The organism is Leptolyngbya sp. O-77, from assembly GCF_001548395.1.
GTDB lineage: Bacteria > Cyanobacteriota > Cyanobacteriia > Elainellales > Elainellaceae > Thermoleptolyngbya.
Genome location: NZ_AP017367.1, coordinates 319,963 through 339,340 on the forward strand (window position 1 = coordinate 319,963; position 19,378 = coordinate 339,340).

At 55.6% G+C, this 19,378-nt stretch carries 17 protein-coding genes; 8 read left to right on the forward strand and 9 right to left on the reverse strand.

Going from position 1 to position 19,378, the window contains the following annotated elements:
• Positions 1–163: 163 nt before the first annotated feature.
• The 3 genes from O77CONTIG1_RS01410 to O77CONTIG1_RS01420 all read left to right on the forward strand — a co-directional run bounded on the left by O77CONTIG1_RS01410 (position 164) and on the right by O77CONTIG1_RS01420 (position 3,725).
• Positions 164–2,104: an ATP-binding protein gene (locus O77CONTIG1_RS01410; RefSeq protein ID WP_068507448.1), complete on the forward strand. Its 1,941-nt coding sequence runs from the start codon at positions 164–166 to the stop codon at positions 2,102–2,104.
• Between the two features lie 86 nt (positions 2,105–2,190).
• Positions 2,191–2,895 (forward strand): gamma-glutamyl-gamma-aminobutyrate hydrolase family protein, encoded by a 705-nt coding sequence (locus O77CONTIG1_RS01415; RefSeq protein WP_068507452.1) that lies wholly within the window; start codon positions 2,191–2,193, stop codon positions 2,893–2,895.
• Between the two features lie 56 nt (positions 2,896–2,951).
• Positions 2,952–3,725 (forward strand): glucose 1-dehydrogenase, encoded by a 774-nt coding sequence (locus O77CONTIG1_RS01420; RefSeq protein ID WP_068507453.1) that lies wholly within the window; start codon positions 2,952–2,954, stop codon positions 3,723–3,725.
• 198 nt (positions 3,726–3,923) lie between these two features.
• Here the strand turns inward: O77CONTIG1_RS01420 and rpsJ are convergent, their stop codons facing one another.
• The 8 genes from rpsJ to O77CONTIG1_RS01460 all read right to left on the reverse strand — a co-directional run bounded on the left by rpsJ (position 3,924) and on the right by O77CONTIG1_RS01460 (position 12,749).
• A complete protein-coding gene (gene rpsJ / locus O77CONTIG1_RS01425) occupies positions 3,924–4,241 on the reverse strand; it encodes a 30S ribosomal protein S10 (protein WP_068507455.1) in 318 nt (105 codons plus the stop codon).
• 125 nt (positions 4,242–4,366) lie between these two features.
• A complete protein-coding gene (gene tuf, locus O77CONTIG1_RS01430) occupies positions 4,367–5,596 on the reverse strand; it encodes an elongation factor Tu (protein WP_068507458.1) in 1,230 nt (409 codons plus the stop codon).
• Between the two features lie 26 nt (positions 5,597–5,622).
• Positions 5,623–7,743 carry an elongation factor G gene (gene fusA / locus O77CONTIG1_RS01435; RefSeq protein WP_068507460.1) on the reverse strand — a complete coding sequence of 707 codons (2,121 nt, stop codon included), beginning with the start codon at positions 7,741–7,743 and terminating at the stop codon, positions 5,623–5,625.
• 185 nt (positions 7,744–7,928) lie between these two features.
• Complete coding sequence (gene rpsG / locus O77CONTIG1_RS01440; protein WP_068507462.1) at positions 7,929–8,399, reverse strand: 30S ribosomal protein S7; 471 nt, start codon at positions 8,397–8,399, stop codon at positions 7,929–7,931.
• Positions 8,400–8,748: 349 nt separating this feature from the next.
• The gene (gene rpsL, locus O77CONTIG1_RS01445) at positions 8,749–9,135 is read right to left on the reverse strand and encodes a 30S ribosomal protein S12 (RefSeq protein WP_068507464.1); all 387 of its coding nucleotides are present in this window, start codon (positions 9,133–9,135) and stop codon (positions 8,749–8,751) included.
• A gap of 128 nt (positions 9,136–9,263) precedes the next feature.
• Positions 9,264–9,596, reverse strand: a complete 333-nt coding sequence (locus tag O77CONTIG1_RS01450; RefSeq protein WP_068507466.1) for a HesB/IscA family protein — start codon at positions 9,594–9,596, stop codon at positions 9,264–9,266.
• Positions 9,597–9,859: 263 nt separating this feature from the next.
• The gene (locus O77CONTIG1_RS01455; RefSeq protein WP_068515845.1) at positions 9,860–10,276 is read right to left on the reverse strand and encodes a phosphomannose isomerase type II C-terminal cupin domain; all 417 of its coding nucleotides are present in this window, start codon (positions 10,274–10,276) and stop codon (positions 9,860–9,862) included.
• A 475-nt stretch (positions 10,277–10,751) separates the two neighbouring features.
• Positions 10,752–12,749: a phosphodiester glycosidase family protein gene (locus O77CONTIG1_RS01460; protein ID WP_068507468.1), complete on the reverse strand. Its 1,998-nt coding sequence runs from the start codon at positions 12,747–12,749 to the stop codon at positions 10,752–10,754.
• A 415-nt stretch (positions 12,750–13,164) separates the two neighbouring features.
• Between O77CONTIG1_RS01460 and O77CONTIG1_RS25095 the strand changes: the two genes are divergently transcribed.
• Complete coding sequence (locus tag O77CONTIG1_RS25095; RefSeq protein WP_172799621.1) at positions 13,165–13,338, forward strand: hypothetical protein; 174 nt, start codon at positions 13,165–13,167, stop codon at positions 13,336–13,338.
• A gap of 182 nt (positions 13,339–13,520) precedes the next feature.
• Here O77CONTIG1_RS25095 and O77CONTIG1_RS24085 read toward each other — a convergent pair whose 3' ends face one another.
• Positions 13,521–13,682: a hypothetical protein gene (locus O77CONTIG1_RS24085; RefSeq protein ID WP_156434815.1), complete on the reverse strand. Its 162-nt coding sequence runs from the start codon at positions 13,680–13,682 to the stop codon at positions 13,521–13,523.
• A 336-nt stretch (positions 13,683–14,018) separates the two neighbouring features.
• Here O77CONTIG1_RS24085 and O77CONTIG1_RS01465 point away from each other — a divergent pair, with 336 nt between their 5' ends.
• The 4 genes from O77CONTIG1_RS01465 (at position 14,019) to rlmD (ending at position 19,325) form a co-directional block, all read left to right on the forward strand.
• Positions 14,019–14,447, forward strand: a complete 429-nt coding sequence (locus O77CONTIG1_RS01465) for a hypothetical protein (RefSeq protein ID WP_068507470.1) — start codon at positions 14,019–14,021, stop codon at positions 14,445–14,447.
• A gap of 197 nt (positions 14,448–14,644) precedes the next feature.
• Complete coding sequence (locus O77CONTIG1_RS01470) at positions 14,645–16,075, forward strand: hypothetical protein (protein ID WP_068507472.1); 1,431 nt, start codon at positions 14,645–14,647, stop codon at positions 16,073–16,075.
• A 120-nt stretch (positions 16,076–16,195) separates the two neighbouring features.
• Positions 16,196–17,887, forward strand: a complete 1,692-nt coding sequence (locus O77CONTIG1_RS01475; protein WP_197673293.1) for a tetratricopeptide repeat protein — start codon at positions 16,196–16,198, stop codon at positions 17,885–17,887.
• A gap of 37 nt (positions 17,888–17,924) precedes the next feature.
• The gene (rlmD, locus tag O77CONTIG1_RS01480) at positions 17,925–19,325 is read left to right on the forward strand and encodes a 23S rRNA (uracil(1939)-C(5))-methyltransferase RlmD (RefSeq protein WP_068507476.1); all 1,401 of its coding nucleotides are present in this window, start codon (positions 17,925–17,927) and stop codon (positions 19,323–19,325) included.
• The last annotated feature ends 53 nt before the right edge of the window (positions 19,326–19,378 follow it).

Here is a 19,378-nt window from a genome sequence, read left to right on the forward strand (position 1 = left end):
TTGAGGTGCGGGCAACATATCGAGATGAGTGGTCAAATTAGACACGATTGCTCAGTGAAAGCCATCTTACGATGAGCGTTTAGGCAGATCCACAACGAAATCGGGGCGCAACGAAGCTGAAGTAAACAATCCGACCCATCAACGCTTACAACGCTTACTTGGAATGGCTCTTCTACAACCCCCGGAGCGAACTGCGACCAGTGCTTTTCTGCGGGAATCCTCTCAAATCACCGACCAGATTGGCAATGCCTTTGTGCTGAACCTGTATGCACGGGTTCGGGAAATCGAGGCCTTGGCCCGCGCAATGTCCACCATGGCAGAAACATTACCCCCAATTGAGTCCCTGGTACAGCAGGTGATTCCGCCGCTGCTGAACTTTCAAGATGACGGGGCGATCGCCGGTGGTGGGGTCTGGTTCGAGCCGTATGCCTTCGCGGGCGATCGCGAGCGCCAGAGCTTCTTTTGGGGGCGCGATGCCGATGGGCGGCTCCAGTTTTTCGATGACTATAACCAGTGCAATGTGGGCTATCACCAGGAAGCATGGTACGTGGCGGGGAAGTATGCCAAGCCTGGGCAGTGCGTCTGGAGCAAAGCCTACATGGACCCCCACTCTAGCGAACTGATGATTACCTGCACTGCCCCGGCCTATCGCCAGGGCGCTTTTTTAGGCGTGGTGACGGTCGATCTGAAGCTAGAGGGGCTGCAAGAGACCGTCAATCTATGGCAGAAAAAAACGGGTGGCTACATTATCGTGCTGGATTACGGCAATCAGTTTATTGCCTTTCCCAAGCCAGATTGGGTGAAAAAAACGCAGACTCACGCCAGCGGAAAAGCCATCGAAACATTCATAACCTTGCAAGAACTAGTTGAGAAAAAACCACTGTTTTCGCCGCTCCTGAATGCAGCGCAGCTTGTAGACATGCAGACCTTTCAACCCCCTCAAGATCTACCTAATTCGCCAGATGCAGCGATGCCCATGCTGAGCGCCGAAAGTAAAGCAATCAGCCCCGAAGATGAGCAGCGGCTGGCGACGATTTTGACGATATCAAACAGCAGCGATCGCACGGATTATCTCCAGCAAAAGTTTGAGCTAGAGCAAGATGAACTGCTGCAAGAAATGGCGATCGCCTCACTGTTTCAAGTTCCCAAAGTCTACTGGAAGGTGTTTATCGTCAAGCCTCGCTCAGAGATCGCCGTCGCCACCCATAGCCTGATTCAGACTGATAAGATGGCCACGCTGGGTCAAATGGTGGCAGGTGTCGCCCATGAGGTCAACAATCCCCTTAATTTCGTCGTGGGGAACCTCAACCATGCTAGCGCCCAAACCGAAGACTTGCTCAGGATTCTGCGGCTTTATCAGAAGTATTATCCAGAGCCAGCAGTGGAAATTCAACAGGCGATCGCCAGCGCCGATTTAGACTTTATTGCAGAAGACCTGCCGAAGCTGATTCGCTCAATGAAAATGGGGGGCGATCGCGCTTTAGAAATTACGCAACAGCTTCGCAACTTTTCTCGAATGGATGAATCTGTTCGGCGCGTCGCAAATCTGGTTCAAGAACTAGAAAATACGCTGGTCATTCTCGGTCATCGATTCAAGCCGAAGCGCGATCGCCCGCCGATTCAATTAATCAAAGAATATCAGGCAATTCCTGAAATCGAGTGCTATCCAGGGCTACTCAATCAGGTGTTTATGAATCTGCTGGTGAACGCGATTGATGCGCTTGAAGAGGGCATCCATTCTAGACAAGTCACCTATTCTAAACAAGTCACCTACTCTAAACACAGCAGTCCAGCAAATGATTTTTGTCCCACCATTTGGATGCAGGTGAGTTTAGCTAACGACACCGACGTGCAGATTGATATTTCTGACAACGGCCCCGGCATCTCGCCCGAACGACAGGCCCGCCTGTTTGAGCCGTTTTTTACCACCAAGCCCACGGGCAAGGGCACCGGGCTGGGGCTGGCCATTTGCCGTCAAATCGTCGAGCAGCGCCACGGGGGCACTCTGACCTGTCAATCGACCCCATTTCAAAAGACAACGTTTACCGTGAGGCTGCCGCTTGCTATGATGCCCAAATCCTCCCCAGAATCCTCGTCGATCTAGCCCATGCTGATGGCTCGGCATTGACGGATAGAGTCTATCTGCCATATCTATCAAGTGTATCTACCCACTGTGCGTTTCCTGACCGAATGCGATCGCCCCTGATTGGAATCACCACCTATAGCCGCAGCGAAGCAGGCGAGTTTACCCTGCCTGCCACCTACGTCGATGCCGTGCAGCTTGCGGGCGGGTTTCCCGTGCTGCTGCCGCCCGTCCAAGCCGACCCGACCGCGCTGTTAGACACCCTGGATGGGCTAATCTTTTCTGGCGGCGGCGATATCGACCCCAGCGCTATGGCGGCGAAACCGCACCACACGATTTACCTGGTAGACGAGGAGCGCGACGAGTTCGAGCTGGCTTTGGCAAAGGCAGCTTTGACCGCGAATGTGCCGACGCTGGGTATCTGCCGGGGAATGCAGGTCATCGGTGTCGCCAGTGGAGCCACGCTAATTACCCATGTGCCGGATGTCTATGGCGAGTCGGTCACCCACCGGCTCGACCATCCCCGTCGCCCGGTGCAGCATCCCGCCCAAGTGCAGCCCGGCAGCCGCCTGGCCCAAATGCTGGGCACGACCCATCTTACGGTCGTCTCCTGGCATCACCAGGCGATTAAAACCTTGCCGGATTGCTGGCAGCCTGTAGCCCAGGCTGCTGACGGGCTGATCGAAGCACTGGAGCACAGGCACCATCCGTGGCTGTTCACTGTCCAGTGGCATCCAGAACTGTCGCCCGCCGACCCCAACCACCAGCGCTTGTTTCAGTCGCTCGTAGAAGCCGCCAGAGCTAAACCATGACCCCCGCTGCAACGCTCAGTATTGTCCTTTTAACCCTTAACCCCTAAATCCTAAACATGCGTCTATCGAATAAAGTTGCCCTGATTACTGGAGCCGGAAGCGGCATCGGGCGTGAGTCTGCGATTCTCTTCGCCAAAGAGGGCGCACAGGTGGCAGTGTGTGATGTAAACCTGGCCACAGCGACGGAAACGGTTAGCCTGATTGAGGCAGCAGGGGGAGAGGCGATCGCCATTCAGGCAGATGTGTCAAAAGCAGCAGACGCAAAGGCAATGATCGACGCGGCTGAAGCAGCCTACGGCAAGCTCAACGTGCTGTTTAACAATGCAGGCATCTTCCACGCAGCAGATGGTTCTGTCCTGGAAACCGAAGAAGACATCTGGGATTTGACCCTTGATATCAATCTCAAAGGCGTGTTTCTCGGCTGCAAGTACGGCATTCCAGCGCTGCTGCGGGCCGGCGGCGGCTCAATTATCAACACTGCATCGTTTGTGGCGTTGATGGGCGCGGCAACCGCGCAAATCGCCTACACAGCCAGCAAGGGCGGCGTGTTGTCGATGACGCGAGAAATCTCCGTCGAATTCGCCCGGCAAAACATCCGTGCCAACGCCCTCTGCCCCGGCCCAGTGGAAACGCCGCTCCTGCAAGAGCTACTGGCAGATCCCGCCCGTCGCCAGCGCCGCCTGGTGCATATTCCCCCGGGGCGCTTTGCCAAGGCAGTTGAAATGGCGCAGGCGGCTCTCTTCTTGGCCAGCGATGAATCGTCCTTCGTCAACGGCACAACCTTCACTGTGGATGGCGGCATCACAGCAGCCTACGTAACCCCCGAATAGGTATAGGTATAGGTACAGGCACAAAATACATTGCCTCACGCCCCTAAGCTTAATCCAAGGAAACGCTTCAGAAAACCCAAATGCAAAAATTTCTGGAAAGCGCTACTAAACGTCACTCTCCAGAAATATTTCACAGCTCATTCAAGAAAAAAGGCTGTTAATACGGGGAAGCCTAGTGCTGAGGCTTTGAGCCACGCTTTACAGCTTGACCTCGATATCCACGCCTGCTGGCAGATCTAGCTTCATCAGCGCGTCAATTGTCTTAGAGGAAGGCTGATAAATATCGATAATCCGGCGGTGAGTGCGTGTTTCGAAGTGTTCGCGGGAGTCTTTGTCAACGTGGGGCGATCGCAGGACGCAATAAATCCGCCGCTTCGTAGGCATTGGAATGGGGCCAATCGCTGTAGCATTCGTACGATTTGCCGTTTCCACAATTTTTTCGCAGGAGGTATCCAAAAGACGACGGTCAAACGCCTTTAGGCGAATCCGAATTTTTTGCTGCTGAAGAGTTGCCATCTAAAACTATCCAAATTTCAAGGTTCAGAGTTACGTAACCGAAGGCTAGAAATCAAAAATTGACCCTCTAAAAGCACTACTCCGGCCTTACATCCAGAAAAAGCCAGAGTAGCGCTCAAAAGGAACTACTTGATGATCTTTGAAACCACGCCTGCACCAATGGTGCGGCCGCCTTCACGGATCGCAAAACGCATTCCCTGCTCAATGGCGATCGCATTGATCAGTTCAACGTTCACCTTAATGCGGTCACCCGGCATCACCATCTCTGCATTGCTACCGTCGTCAGCCGTGAAAGACTTGATCGTGCCCGTCACGTCGGTGGTTCGCACATAGAACTGAGGCTTGTAGCCTGCAAAGAAGGGCGTTTTGCGGCCGCCTTCCTTTTCAGTCAGCACGTACACCTCACCCTCAAACTCAGTATGAGGCGTGATCGTACCTGGCTTGGCGATCACCATACCCCGCTCAATGTCTTCCTTCTTCAGACCCCGGAGCAGCAGACCTGCGTTGTCGCCAGCCAGACCTTCGTCCAAGCTCTTCTTGAACATTTCGATCCCCGTCACCGTGGTCTTCCGAGTGTCACGCAGACCCACCAACTCAACTTCCTCGTTGACCTTGATTTTGCCACGCTCAATCCGACCAGTCGCCACCGTGCCCCGACCTGTGATCGTGAACACGTCTTCCACCGCCATCAAGAAGGGCTTATCAATGTCACGCTCAGGAGTCGGGATGTACTCATCCACAGCGTCCATGAGTTCGTAGATTTTGTCTACCCACTCATTCTGCCCCCGCTGAGTCTTCGGATCTTTGATCATGGCTTCCAGCGCCATCAGACCAGAACCCCGGATAATCGGCAGGTCGTCGCCTGGGAACTCATATTCGCTGAGCAGCTCGCGCAGTTCCAGTTCCACTAGCTCCAGCAGTTCTTCGTCGTCCAGCTGGTCAACTTTGTTCAAGAACACCACGATGCTAGGAACACCCACCTGGCGAGCCAGAAGAATGTGCTCCTTGGTCTGGGGCATAGCACCATCGGTAGCAGCCACCACCAAGATAGCGCCGTCCATCTGCGCTGCACCTGTGATCATGTTCTTCACATAGTCAGCGTGGCCAGGGCAGTCCACATGAGCGTAGTGACGGCTCTCAGTCTCATACTCAACATGAGCCGTGTTGATCGTGATGCCCCGAGCTTTTTCCTCAGGAGCAGCATCAATCTCATCATACTTACGAGCCTGAGCCTGCCCAAGAGCAGCCAGTGTCATCGTGATCGCGGCAGTCAGAGTCGTTTTGCCGTGATCCACATGACCAATCGTACCAATGTTGACGTGAGGCTTGGTTCTTTCAAATTTTGCGCGTGCCATGAATTTACTTGTCCCTTTCTCCTGAGTTAAGCGTTCCCTTTGCTCTTGGCAATAATGGTTTCAGCCACGTTGCGAGGCACCTCCTCATAGTGGCTAAACTCCATCGTGAATATGCCACGACCCTGGGTTTTCGACCGGATATCGGTCGCATAACCGAACATTTCCGCTAGCGGCACCTTAGCGGTAACCTTAGCAGTACCCTGTTCGGTGTCCTGGCCCTCAATCTGGCCTCGACGAGAGTTGAGGTCGCCAATGACGCTCCCAATGAAATCTTCGGGAACCTCAACCTCAACCTTCATCATAGGTTCCAACAGGACAGGCGCTGCTTTCAGCACAGCATTCTTGACCGCCATTGATCCAGCAATCTTGAATGCCATTTCTGAAGAGTCCACCTCGTGGTATGACCCATCCACCAGCGTGACCTTTAGGTCAATCACCGGATAACCTGCCAGAATCCCAGATTCGCAGGCTTCTTTCATGCCCTGCTCAGCGGGCCCAACGTATTCCTTAGGAACCGCACCGCCGACGATCTTGGACACAAACTCAAAGCCAGTACCCGGTTCACCCGGCTCCACTTCAATCACAACGTGGCCATACTGACCCTTACCACCACTCTGGCGGACAAATTTGCCCTCTTCCCGAACTGCCTTGCGAATCGTCTCGCGGTAGGCAACCTGAGGCGCGCCAACGTTGGCTTCCACCTTGTATTCTCGCTTCATCCGATCCACCAGAATGTCGAGGTGAAGCTCACCCATGCCCGCAATCACAGTCTGGTTCGTTTCGGCATCAACGTGAACTCTGAAGGTGGGGTCTTCTTCTGCCAAAGCTTGCAGAGCCTTGGACAACTTCTCCATGTCCTGCTTGGTTTTGGGTTCCACCGCAACAGAGATCACAGGCTCAGGAATAAACAGAGATTCCAGAATAATTGGATTTGCCTCATCGCAAATCGTATCGCCTGTGAAGGTATCTTTCAGACCCAGGGCCGCACCCAAGTCGCCAGCCCGCAGTTCTTCCACTTCCTGGCGATCATCTGCCTTTAGAACGATCAGACGAGAAATCCGCTCCTTCTTACCCTTGGTTGCGTTGTAGACATAGCTGCCCTTGGTTAACACGCCGGAGTAAACCCGGATGAAGGTCAGGCGACCGTAGGGATCAGCCATAATCTTGAACGCCAGAGCAGCCAGAGGCTCGTCATCATCGGCATTACGAGACGCAACGCTGCCGTCAGGCAAAGTGCCCTGAATAGGAGGAACTTCCAGGGGAGAAGGTAGATAGTCCACCACTGCATCCAGCAGCAACTGAACACCCTTGTTCTTGAAAGCAGAACCACAGAACATAGGAACAATCTGACCCGAAATCGTGCCCTTGCGGAGGGCAGCCCGGATTTCGTCTTCGGTCAGTTCTTCGCCTTCGAGGTATTTTTCGGTCAGCGCGTCATCGGTTTCGGCGGCTGCTTCAACCAATTTGACCCGATATTCCTCAGCCAGTTCGCGAATTTCTTCGGGAATTTCCGTTTCCTGGATGTCTGTGCCTAGATCGTTGGTGTAGATATAAGCACGCATCCGAACCAGATCGACAATCCCTTTCAGATTGTCTTCACTACCGATGGGAAGCTGCGCTGGAACGGCATTCGCCCGGAGGCGATCGCGCACCTGATTATAAACCTTGAAGAAATCAGCACCCGTGCGATCCATCTTGTTAACAAAGACGATCCGGGGAACTTTGTAGCGATCGGCCTGCCGCCAAACGGTCTCGGTCTGCGGCTGTACACCTCCCACCGAACACAGAACCGTAATCACACCATCCAGGACACGCATTGAGCGTTCCACCTCAATGGTGAAGTCTACGTGACCGGGAGTGTCGATGATGTTGATGCGATGCTCTGGCTCTCCAGCAAGCGGCTGGGTGGGATCTTTCGGGTCGCGGCGCGTCCAAGCAGTGCTAATAGCCGCTGCCGTGATGGTAATCCCGCGTTCTCGCTCCTGAGCCATCCAGTCGGTAACAGCGGTTCCTTCATGAACCTCGCCCATTTTGTGGACGACACCGGAGTAGAACAGGATACGCTCGGTGGTGGTAGTTTTGCCCGCATCAATGTGGGCTGCAATACCAATGTTTCTAACTCTTTCTAGCGGGATACTTCGTACCACGGCTACCTCCTTAAGTGCTTGCCGCCAAATGTTCGCATAACTGCGTCTGTGATGCGTCTGTTAAGATTCTATACTTTATCTTTCACACCCGGTTCACACCCCCTGAAAATCACCAGGTGCGACTTCGCCTCAGAAGATAAAGTCCCTACCTACAGTGGAAAACTAGAGACGTTCTGGCAGATTGCTTAATAGCGATAATGGGCAAATGCCTTGTTCGCCTCAGCCATTTTGTGCGTTTCTTCGCGCTTGCGAATTGAACTGCCCGTCTCATTTGCAGCATCCATCAACTCGTTTGCCAACTTCCCAGCCATTGTTCGACCAGAACGAGAGCGAGAAAATTGAATTAGCCAGCGCAGGGCCAGAGCGGTACCGCGCTCCGATCGCACTTCCATCGGAACCTGATAGGTTGCACCGCCCACCCGACGAGCCTTCACCTCGACCAGAGGAGTTGCATTTTTCACTGCACGCTCAAAGGTTTCGAGCGGGTCAGATCCAGTTCGCTCTTGAATCAAATCAAAAGCGTCATAGACAATGCCGTATGCCAGGGATCGCTTGCCTGAGCGCATGATTCGACGAACGATCATGCTAACCAGGCGGCTATTGTACTTGGGGTCTGGGGGAACCGGACGCTTTTGAATGACGGTACGGCGAGACATAACTTTAGTAGCCCTTGTGTTTTGTAGACCTTTAAGAAGAGTGGACAGTAAAGATAAAAACGACTGAGAGAAACTTGGCAAAACTCGAAGAGAATCCCGATAGCAGTGCCAAACAACCAAGCACTCGGACAACCCACAACTTGAGCCTCTAGGCCCATCAAAGTACGAAGTGCTGGGAACCGGACTCGAAACTCCGAAAACCTAACACGCTCTAACGCAGCCGACGCGATGAAGAATAAAGCTAAATCTCAGACGCTATTCTAAAACCGATAGATTCAAGCTTCGAGAAGCCGCCAAGAGAAGCTTCCGCGCATCGCCCAATTCAAAATTGGATCTAACCTAAGCAGCACTACTTAGCAGCGGCGGGCTTAGGACGCTTCGCACCATATTTCGAGCGGCCCTGCTTCCGATCCTTCACACCTGCTGTGTCCAGCGTGCCGCGAATGATGTGATAGCGGACACCCGGAAGGTCCTTAACCCGACCTCCTCGAATCATCACCACCGAGTGCTCTTGCAGGTTGTGGCCAATCCCAGGGATATAGGCAGTCACCTCAAAGCCAGAGGTCAGGCGAACGCGCGCCACTTTGCGGAGGGCGGAATTGGGCTTCTTAGGAGTTGTGGTATAGACGCGAGTGCAAACGCCTCGGCGCTGGGGACAGCTCTTGAGCGCCGGGGACTTCGTTTTTGAACTTGCTTTCTGACGTTCGCTCCGAATGAGTTGTTGGATAGTAGGCATGGACTCTGGCGTATTTTGCCGATAGACGGGTCAAGTTTTCACAGTCTTCAATCTTACCGAGTTTTCCGAGGTTCTGTCAAATTTGGCTGAGAGAGCCAAGAGATTGGCTCACACTAGTCTCACATTAGCTACACATCTGCAACGACAAAGGAGTGTCCGCACTCACAGGTGGCGATCGCCTTTGGGTTTTGGAAGCGAAACGCTCCACCCATCAAGTCTTCTGAGTAGTCCAGCAAAACCCCTTCCACATAGGGAAGGCTCTGAGCATCGACGACAATTCGGATTTGCTCAGACTCGTAAATGCGATCGCCCGGTGAGGAGACTTCCGCCAAACCGATGGTGTATATCGTTCCCATGCAGCCACCCGGCTGGACTCCCAGCCGAAATAGCGCCGTGGGAGCAGACTGAGTTCTTTGAAACCGCTCAATTTCTCTGGCGGCGGCTGGACTGAGTTGCACCATCGACTTGCTGCACTGTCAAGGTTTAGACAAAACAAAACCTAAGTCACCGGGCGCACTGATGCCATATAGGCAACACTGCGTTGTCTATACTAGCGCGAATTTGAGCAGATGGTTTCAAAACAAAAACCTGGGGCGATCGCACTGACCACTCCAGGCTTTTGACAACTCCAACCTGCTTCAACGTTTTGAGCAGGTTGGCAATGATTATTGGGTATCGTTGAATGCTATTAACTGCTTAGCACAGTCACTACTTAGCACAGCAACTATTGGGTGCGGGCATAGTCGTCCTGATAGCGGACAATGTCGTCTTCACCCAGGTATTCACCGTTTTGCACCTCGATCAGCACTAGCGGGATCACGCCAGGATTTTCCAATCGGTGGGCTGTGCAGGGCGGAACATAGGTGGACTGATTGCTAAATAACAGGGTTTCTTGTTCAGCACAGGTGACGCGGGCGGTGCCAGACACCACAATCCAATGCTCGCTGCGGTGATGGTGCATCTGAAGGCTGAGGCGGTGTCCTGGCTTCACCTCAATGCGCTTAATCTTGTAGCCCCGGCCTTCTTCCAGCACCGTAAACGATCCCCAGGGGCGCAGTTCTGTTGCTGCAACGCCCTTCGTCAGCGCGGACGCAGGTGAAGAGGGAAGGGTAGAAGGCGCTACTTCTTTTGCTTGAGTCACAGTCTTTTGCTCCTTAAGAAATGACATCGCTTGAAACTATCGCTCGAAACTAAAGTTGCGTTGAAAGCTGCGTTGGTTGAAAGCTGCACTGACAGACGTGGCGTTGCAAAAGCTGGCCGCCTGAAGATTCTTCAGAACTTTGGATGCACACCAGGACGATAGGCAGGCCAGACCCGATCGCCCAAAGAGATACTTGCAGAAGATATAAAAGTCCCGAAGCCTGGAAGCCCGAACCCAAGCCAAGAGCGATCGCCCACCTGTGCAAAACCATACCAACATTCTCCGGGGGTTACCAGTGTCTATTCCACCAACCAGGCAGGATTTATCAACCCCTTGAACGACAGCGGTAAAACTTCACCCAATCTTTAAACTAAGCGCACGTCACCGCAAAATGAATCCCAAAAAATGCTGATCTGTGCAGGCAAACCATTAGACGGCGAGGCATTCTGGCTCTTTTCAACTTGCTCTTTTCAACTTATTGCGGGTTTTGCAGGAATATACCGATGGCATTGTGAACCCGACCTGCCGTGTTGGCTGGACGGTTAATCAACTGCCCACCGAGATAGAGAGAGCTAGAACTGCCGCCGTCCAAATTGAGTGCCCCTACAGAGCCGAGCCGCTGCATTACCTGCGCCATCTCACTCAGAGACGGGCCAGGGCCACCCACTCGCGGATGGACTGCTGTCAAGATTAGAGTGCCCTCTGCTCGTCTGCCAATCGCACTCCGGATCGCAAGTTCCTGAATAAATGCGTCCGAAAACCCTTCTCCTCTGGCATCTAGAACAACTTGACCATTTTGAACCAGCAGCGGCCCAGCCCCCAGAATGTTGGGAAAGCGGTCAAATTCGGCGGGCAGCGTAGCCGACTCATAGCGGACACTGCTGCCAGGGACAAAGGCATTCACCAGGGCATCGTTGCCCCGCAATACCAGCAAATAGCCATCCGTCGGGATTGGAAACGTCGGTCTGGGCAGTTCGGCAGGCGGTGGGGGATCACCCGGCAGGGGAGCGCTGGCAACCTGGCTGGCAACCACTTGACGAGCCACAACCTGATCGTTGCGGACAGTCACCACCGTCTCTCCATCGGTGATAGGCGTATAGGTGCTGCCCCACTCGCGGGTGTAGCGGCAGATGCCCGCTCCCACCAGTCCGCTGTTGAGCGAGAGGATAGGAAAGCGATCGCCCACGGCCCCCGCCACAACCGGACTCACGGCCTCTCGCAACACCAAGCGGCTCATCAACCAGTCCCCCGCCCCAGACCAGCCCACCGCGCCCCGTCCCAAGATCGGGCCAGACACCCAGCGATTTTCGGTGCGAATCGCGCCCAGTGGAAGCTGATTATTTCGGTTAAAAAATCCTGCATTAATCGCCGCTGCGACCTGCCAGCGCTGGGCCGTGCGAATCAGGGGCGCAGTGCCCACGGCAGTCTCCGGATCAGTCCAGATGGGGCGCAGGGATAGCCCCGGCTGGCGGAGATCTAGCTCCAGCAAGTAAACCGGAAACCGAGCCGCGCCTACCGCGACGTATTGCTGTCGCCACGTGATGCCCGGTGCCCAGTAGATTGTACGCTCCACCATCGCGTCCGAACGCACGTCAATCACCAGTCGTGCCGGGTTGGGCAGCATGGAAATGCGAGGGCGCAACCGCGCCGAGAGGTTGGCTCGAATCTGCGTGCGATCGCCCGCCGTGGAAATCGTCAGCCCCGTGATGACATTGCCTGGTTCGCGATTGAGCGTTTCAGCAAGCTGCTGCGCGATGGCAGGATCGATCGCCCCGTCCAGGGTCACGGTAAAACTCGTCGTGTCTTCGGCAACGCGCCAGGGAACTGGCCGGTTCAAATCTATCACCAGGCGATCGCCCCAGGTCTGCTTGCCCTGTCGCACATTACTAATCTGCCCTCGTGGGGTCACGATTTGCAGCGATGGCCCGTTGACGGAGACATTCCAGCCGAGCGATCGCGCCAGATCGGTCACATCCACATAGCGATGCTGCGGGGTCAGCCAGCTTCCTAATACGAGCGGCTGTTGCGACGGCTCTGTAAACCACTGTACGGGCTGCTGCTGAGGCGCAACATTGCTCAACAGATGAACGCCAAGCGTCTGAGCCAGATCCACATCCGCCACACCAACCCGCCGCTGCCAGACCGTCCACGCCCCCGGCAGAGTTTGGCCGTTGATCACAAGCTGCCGGCCCTGAGTGACCAGTTCCCCCACGGGTGCTGCCTGCGCCAGGTTGGGGGTCCAGGCGGCCCCAATTGCCGCAGACTGCATTCTGGCTGGCTGCCTGGACTGGGCTGCGGTGTCGCTGGCCAAGGTTCCATAGATCCCGCCTGCCAACAGCGGCAACCCCAGCCAGCCCAACAGTCTGGGCTGCCACGGGCGCGGCTGGCGCGTCCCGTGCCGACGCAATGCAGCAGACCGACGAGAAGCAGGCAGTTTGCGAGGCTGCTGACGCAGAAAGTCGAATTTCACCACGGCACCGTAACCCTATTGCTGGAAAGATTGCTGGAAAGATTGCTGAAAGGCTTGCTGGGGCGATCGCTAAACCCATTGCAAACGCAAGATTCCTGACGCGCCATTTGTGATCAGAGTTTCTGTCTGGTGGGCAGTTGCGATTTGGGGGCGATCGCTCGTGGACTCCAATCTAGAGGATGACCGCGGGCAACGGCAGCCCCTCTCAATGTTTCGCAAATTTCGCCAATAGTTCGCAAATCTCGAAAATCCTGTCTCGAAAATTCTGCAAATTTCGTTTCCCAACTTCTCATTTCCAGAACGCTAGCCAAGCCAGACTCCGCTGCCCAGACCCGATCCTTCCAAGATGCATAACTCCGTCTGGCGCTGCCGATAAATCTTCGTAGGCACAGGAAAGCCGCTTGCTGAGGATCACGCCATGAACACCCCCTGGAAACGCATCCTTCAAAAAACCGCTGGCTGGCTAGCGATCGAAGTCGTGATGAACCTGACCGGGCTGGACACGCTGGCAGACTTTGGCGAGTTTCTGTTTGACCTACGCCCGGCGGCGCTCCAGTCCCAACCCTCCGACCTGATCACCACTCTGCATTAACCCTCTGTCCCAGCTTTGATGGGCTGAGCATGAGCCAGTTCAAGGACTAAAGAATATGGCACGCTGCTCAGTTTGGAGCCATCATTCCTCTCGCCGCGCTCCAACAATCGTGATTGAAATCACACCCAATTGCGACAGCAAACACGAGCGCCATCCTGGAATCTTGGTGAATCGAACTGAATTCAAAATAGGTCAAAACGCGCCCCCAAAGACCACTTCAGGTCTTTATTCAAATCAGGAGAAGCCCCCATGAATTCCTTTTCATCTAACTCCCAGCCCGAGTTTGAGTCTGCTGAGGCGATCGCCCAATCATCGATCATTTTCGGAAAATATCGCGGCAGCATGATTGCCTTTCAAGGTCATTTATCGAAACCCCAGGAAGCACCAAATTCAGCACTTTTGTTGCGCTATCGGGGCGTATTTTACCTAAAGCCTCAATGAGCCAAAAATCAAAACCTGTCCATTCATTAACTCGTTGATTTGCTCATTCATTTGCCCATTAAATTGCAAAAAACGAATCGCAGGTGCATCCAATCCTCTGCTGTTTACTCAATTGGGTATTACGACACCCCAGCCCTGCCTGAATGAGTTGAACGGTATGCCTCAAGCGTGATAGTTTCTGGAGGTTTAGATCTGGAGATTTCAACCCGTCCAGAGACTCCGCTTGAGGCGATCGCACCATGCAGTTTGGCCCTGGTTTCACCGCCACATTTCTGTACTACTTCGCCAGCACTGCGCTTGTATTCACGCTAGTCACCGCACTATCGCTGGATACGGCGATCGCAGGGGTTCCGCAGCAGGTCGGGCTAATGGGCGGGCTTGTGGGCGGGCTGATCGGCGCATATTTCAACCGCTCGGTGTCCGTCGAGTTGCCCTTCAAAAGCAAGAAGACCTTCTGGAAACAGCTAGACCCCATCCTCTCGGACTTGGGCTATCGGCTCCGCGAGGATGCGCTAGAAACCGAGGGCACAGAAGAGATTCGGGTCTATGAGCGCGAGGGGCTGCAAAAAGCGCTATCAGGGAAAATATACGTGCAGCTTGAAGGAAATACCGCAACACTGGCAGGACGGGCCGTGCAGGTCAAAGCCATCCGCAAACGGCTGGACTGAGTCAAAGTCTGTGCGGTTCGCCGCTAGAGACACATAAACCCTACCGAAACCCTACCGAATGGGGAGGCAACTTCCAGCCCCAAGCCACCGAATCTCAACGTGCCGATCCAGACGCATCGGGATGGGGCAACCAGAGTAGGATGACAACTGTAGCCGTTTCCCAACGGTTTAGCGGTTTCCCTAGCGGTGTCCCAGCCATGACCCCCAGCCCCCGGCTTTTGCAACACACTCCCGCGCGATCGCTCTCGGAGGTCTATCGCACGCTCCAGCAAGCGCCACTGGAAACCATTGAAGAACTCAAAGCTTTCTACCGCAAAGAGCTAAACGAAGTCCGGGGTGGCGACCGAATGCAGCGGATTCAGATGCGCTTGCGGCGGGCCTATGCCGATGGGATTCCTTTCAAAGCCTGCGTCATGGGGCATCGCGGCGTGGGTAAATCGACCGAGATTTCGCGGCTGCTGGCGCACGTTCGGGATCAGTTTCGCGCCATCCGGTTTAGCGCCATGACGGCTCTTGATCCGGGCAATTTTCGGGCGCTGGATGTGCTGCTGTTGATGATGGCCGAGGTAGCGGAGCGAACGGCGCGTCCCGTAGACCAAGGCGGCGCAGGCAAGCGCCCATCAGACCAGCGGCTTCGGGAGATTTGGGACTGGTTTGCCACAGAAACCGAGATGCGATCGCAGGCCCAGGATGCCGCCATGCAACTGGAAGCGGGCGCAGGTCTTCCGGCAGACTCGCTCTGGGGAAAGGTGTTGGGGCTATTTGCCAACCTCAAGAGCGAAATCAAGTTTGCCGCCACACGCAAAGTCGAAGTGGTGGAATATCGCATCAGCCGCCTGATCAAGCTAATCGACATCGCCAACGCCTTGCTGGATGAGTGCAACCAGCACCTCCGATCGGCCAGCGGCCACGAGTGGCTGTTTGTGGGCGAAGACTTTGACCGGGCAGGCATCCCCACCGAGCGCACCGAGGAACTGTTCGTCACCTATGCCAACCTGTTCCAGGATTTGCGGACGCATCTGATTTTTACGCTGCCTATTGGGTTGTACTATTCCTCTGCTGCGCCGCGACTGCCCTTCCCAATGGATTGCAGCTTTGTGATTCCCGATACGCCCGTCTACGACCCCCACCACAAGCTGAATCGCCCTGGCTCCCTGGCTGTGGGCAAAGTCTTGCAGGCGCGGATGGATTTGAACCTGTTTGAAAAAAACCAGTGGCTGCGAGTGGCGATCGCCTCTGGCGGCAACCTGCGCGATCTGTTTGCCCTGGTCAACTATGCCGCCGACACGGCTCAGTTGCGCTCTGCCGCTCAGATCAGCGCCGCAGACCTGGATGCAGCCATCGTCAACCTCCGCAGCGACTACGAGCGGCGGCTGGGGCAAAGTCCTTACGATCGAGAAGTCGTGACCTACGACCATAAGGTAGAACGGATGAAACGGATTTATGCAGGCGAGCAGGAAGCCCAAATGACCGACCCGGTGATGTATTCCCTGTTGAACTCGCGGGCCGTGCAGGAGTTTAACGGTCAGCGCTGGTTTGGGCTACACCCAATGGTCGTGGATATTTTGGGTCGGCAGGGACACTTGACCGCCGGAAAGCAAGGTCGCTTTCCAGGAGGAACCATCTAGCCATAATTTAGTTGCAACCAGCCCTACTCAACTGTAATCAGTCCCAACCAGCCTTAATAAGCCAAAACTAGTCAAAAAAGCCAAAACCAGCCAAAACTAGCCGCAATGCCAGAACTCGTGATGCCATCCTCAGCGCAGCCTCCAGCGCCTCCCGGCAGCATTGCCGACATTGGCGCTCGGCTAGTGCTGTGGGGCGGACGAGAGATGCCCGGAATGGCGCGAGTGGAATATAGCTCAGAGTTTTCGCGGCAACAGGTGATGGCGCATCTCAGGGCATCACTGGAGCCGCGAGGCATCCTGGTGCAGGACATTGAGCTGCGTCCTAACCAGTCGCCCCACAATGCGGTGGCTGAGCTGATCGAGCGTCTGAGTCGGCAGTCGGCGGGTGTGGTGTCGATTACGGGCTTTGCCAGGGCCTTTAGTCCCCAAGTGCCGCTCGAAGAAGCGCTGCGGCTGCTCAACTATCACCGCGATCGCTACGCCAGCTTTCCCCTACGCCAGATTTGGTGGATGACTCCTAGCTTTTTTCAGACTGCCATCCACGCCATGCCAGATATGAATAGCTGGTTTAGCCCCCGGCTAGCGCTGACGGAGGTGGTGTGGAGCGATTCTGCGGATGCTGCTGACGAAGAGGATGGAGCAACCACAGCCATTCGGGATGCCCGATTCCAGGCGCTGCAACTGGTGCAGGAGTTTCGGTCAGCGCAGGCGGATGGCATGAGCGATCTGGAATTACTCAAAACTTATCTGCTGCCTGCGCTGGAGGCGCTGGCTAGTGCCGATGCTCAGAAGGACTTGCGGCATTTGACGACCGAGTTTGAGGGATTGTTGGGGCAACTGCGGCAGGCCGACTCGCTGGATCTGGCCAGCAGCCTCGATCGGCTGGCCACGATCTACCAGAAACAAGGGCGCTATGCCGAAGCAGAGCCGTTATTTCAGCGATCGCTCCAGTTGCGAGAGCAACATCTGGGGCCCACCCATCCTGAGGTGTCCACCGCGCTCAACAATCTGGCGCTGCTCTACCAGGCAGAGGGGCGCTATTGCGACGCGGAACCCTTGTTTCAGCGAGCGCTGGCCATCGATGAACAAGTCTATGGCCAGCGCCATCTGGAGGTGGCGACCGATCTCCACAATCTGGCGGGGCTATATCAAGATCAGGGCCGCTACGACGAGGCCGAGGCGTTGTATTTGCGATCGCTCGCCATTGATGAACGGTTCTATGGGGTCGAGCATCCCGATGTGGCAACCGATCTGCACAACCTGGCGGGGCTGTATCAAGATCAGGGCCGCTATGACGAAGCCGAGGCGCTTTATCTGCGATCGCTCAAGCTCCGCCAGCGACCGGGCATCAACCCCCTGGAACTCGCCCGCAGCCTGAATAACCTGGCGACGCTGTATCGGGTGCAAGGGCGCTATGACGAAGCCGAGGCGCTGTATCGGCGATCGATCGACATTCGCCAGCAGCAGCTTGGGGCCGACCATCCCGATGTGGCCACCAGTCTTAACAACCTGGCGCTGCTGTACAAGGTGCAGGGCCGCTATGATGAGGCGGAATCGCTGTATCGGCGATCGCTCTCGATCCGCAGACAGCAGCTTGGAGACGACCATCCCAAAGTCGCTTTCAGTCTCTGCAATCTGGCAAACCTGTATCAGGATCAGGGGCAAACAGAGCAGGCAGAAGCGCTCTATCGGCGATCGCTCGAAATTTTGGAGCGGCGACTGGGCAAAGCACATCCCGAAACCCTTGCCGTGCAAAAAAACCTGGATGCACTCCATCCCTCCCTCAAGTCGCCACCGCACCATTCATCGTGACCCTGGCACTTGCAACTGTCCCTTTTACCGAGCGATCATGCCTGACTCTCTGACTCAACCCAATCTCGCACCCCGCTGGCAGCAGGGCAATCTGGTCGAACTCACCATCACCGACCTCAGCAACAGCGGCGACGGCGTGGGGCGCGTAGACGGGCGGGTGGTGTTTGTGCCGGATACGGCGGTGGGCGATCGCCTGATTGCCCGCCTGGTGCGTGTCAAGCCGCAATTTGCTCAGGGCAAGCTGCATGAGCTATTGGAGCCATCGGGCGATCGCATTCGTCCCGCCTGCATCGTGGCCGACAAGTGCGGCGGCTGCCAGTGGCAACACCTCAGCTATGCCGCCCAACTCATCGCCAAGCAAAACCTCGTTGCCCAAGACCTGGAGCGCATCGGCGGCTTCCCAAATCCGCCCGTTTCCCCCATTCTCCCCTCCTCTCCCACCGCGACGTTCTCCCTCAACTACCGGAACAAAGCCACCTACCCGCTCGACCGGGGCGAGTCTGGTCAAGTCCGCGCTGGATATTACCAAAAGGGCAGCCACCAGCTCGTCAACCTGAACCAGTGCCCGATTCAGGATGCGCGGCTAAATCCCTTGCTGGCGGAGGTGAAGCAGGATATTCAAGCCCGCGGCTGGAGCATCTACGACGAAAAGTTGCATCGGGGCAAGCTGCGCCATCTGGGGCTGCGGATTGGGCGACACACTGGGGAAATGCTGCTGACGCTGGTGAGTACCGACGCGGGTCTGGTGGGACTGACAGAGCAGGCGGAAGCGTGGCTCCAGCGCTATCCCGACTTGGTAGGCGTGGCGCTGAACCTGAATCCGGCGCAAACGAACGTGATTTTTGGCCCAGAGACGCGCTGCATTGCAGGACGCAGCTATTTGCGGGAAATCTTTGCGGGGCTGGAGTTTCAGATTCAGCCGACGACGTTTTTTCAGGTGAATACGGAGCAGGCGGAGGCAATGCTGGGGGCGATCGCCGCCGAACTCAACCTCCAGGGCGACGAAATCCTCGTGGATGCCTACTGCGGCATTGGCACCTTTACACTGCCGCTGGCAAAGCAGGTCAAACGGGCGATCGGCATCGAGCTACAGCCCGAATCCATCCAGCAAGCCTGGACAAATGCCTATCAAAACAACATTGCCAACGCGATATTCCAGGCGGGCACGGTCGAGGAGTTGCTGCCGAAGCTGGATGAACAGCCCGACATCGTGCTGCTCGACCCGCCGCGCAAGGGCTGCGATGCCTCCGTGCTGGAAACGCTGCTCAGCCTTCAGCCGCGTCGCATCGCCTACGTGAGCTGCAACCCCGCGACGCTGGCCCGCGACCTGCGGCGGCTCTGTGCCGACGGAACCTATCGCCTCAACCGCGCCCAGCCCATTGATTTTTTCCCCCAAACGCCCCATGTCGAGTGTGTTGCGTTTCTAGAGAAACTGTAATAATATCTCACAAACTGTATCTTTTGATACTATTTCAGGATTCCATGACTACA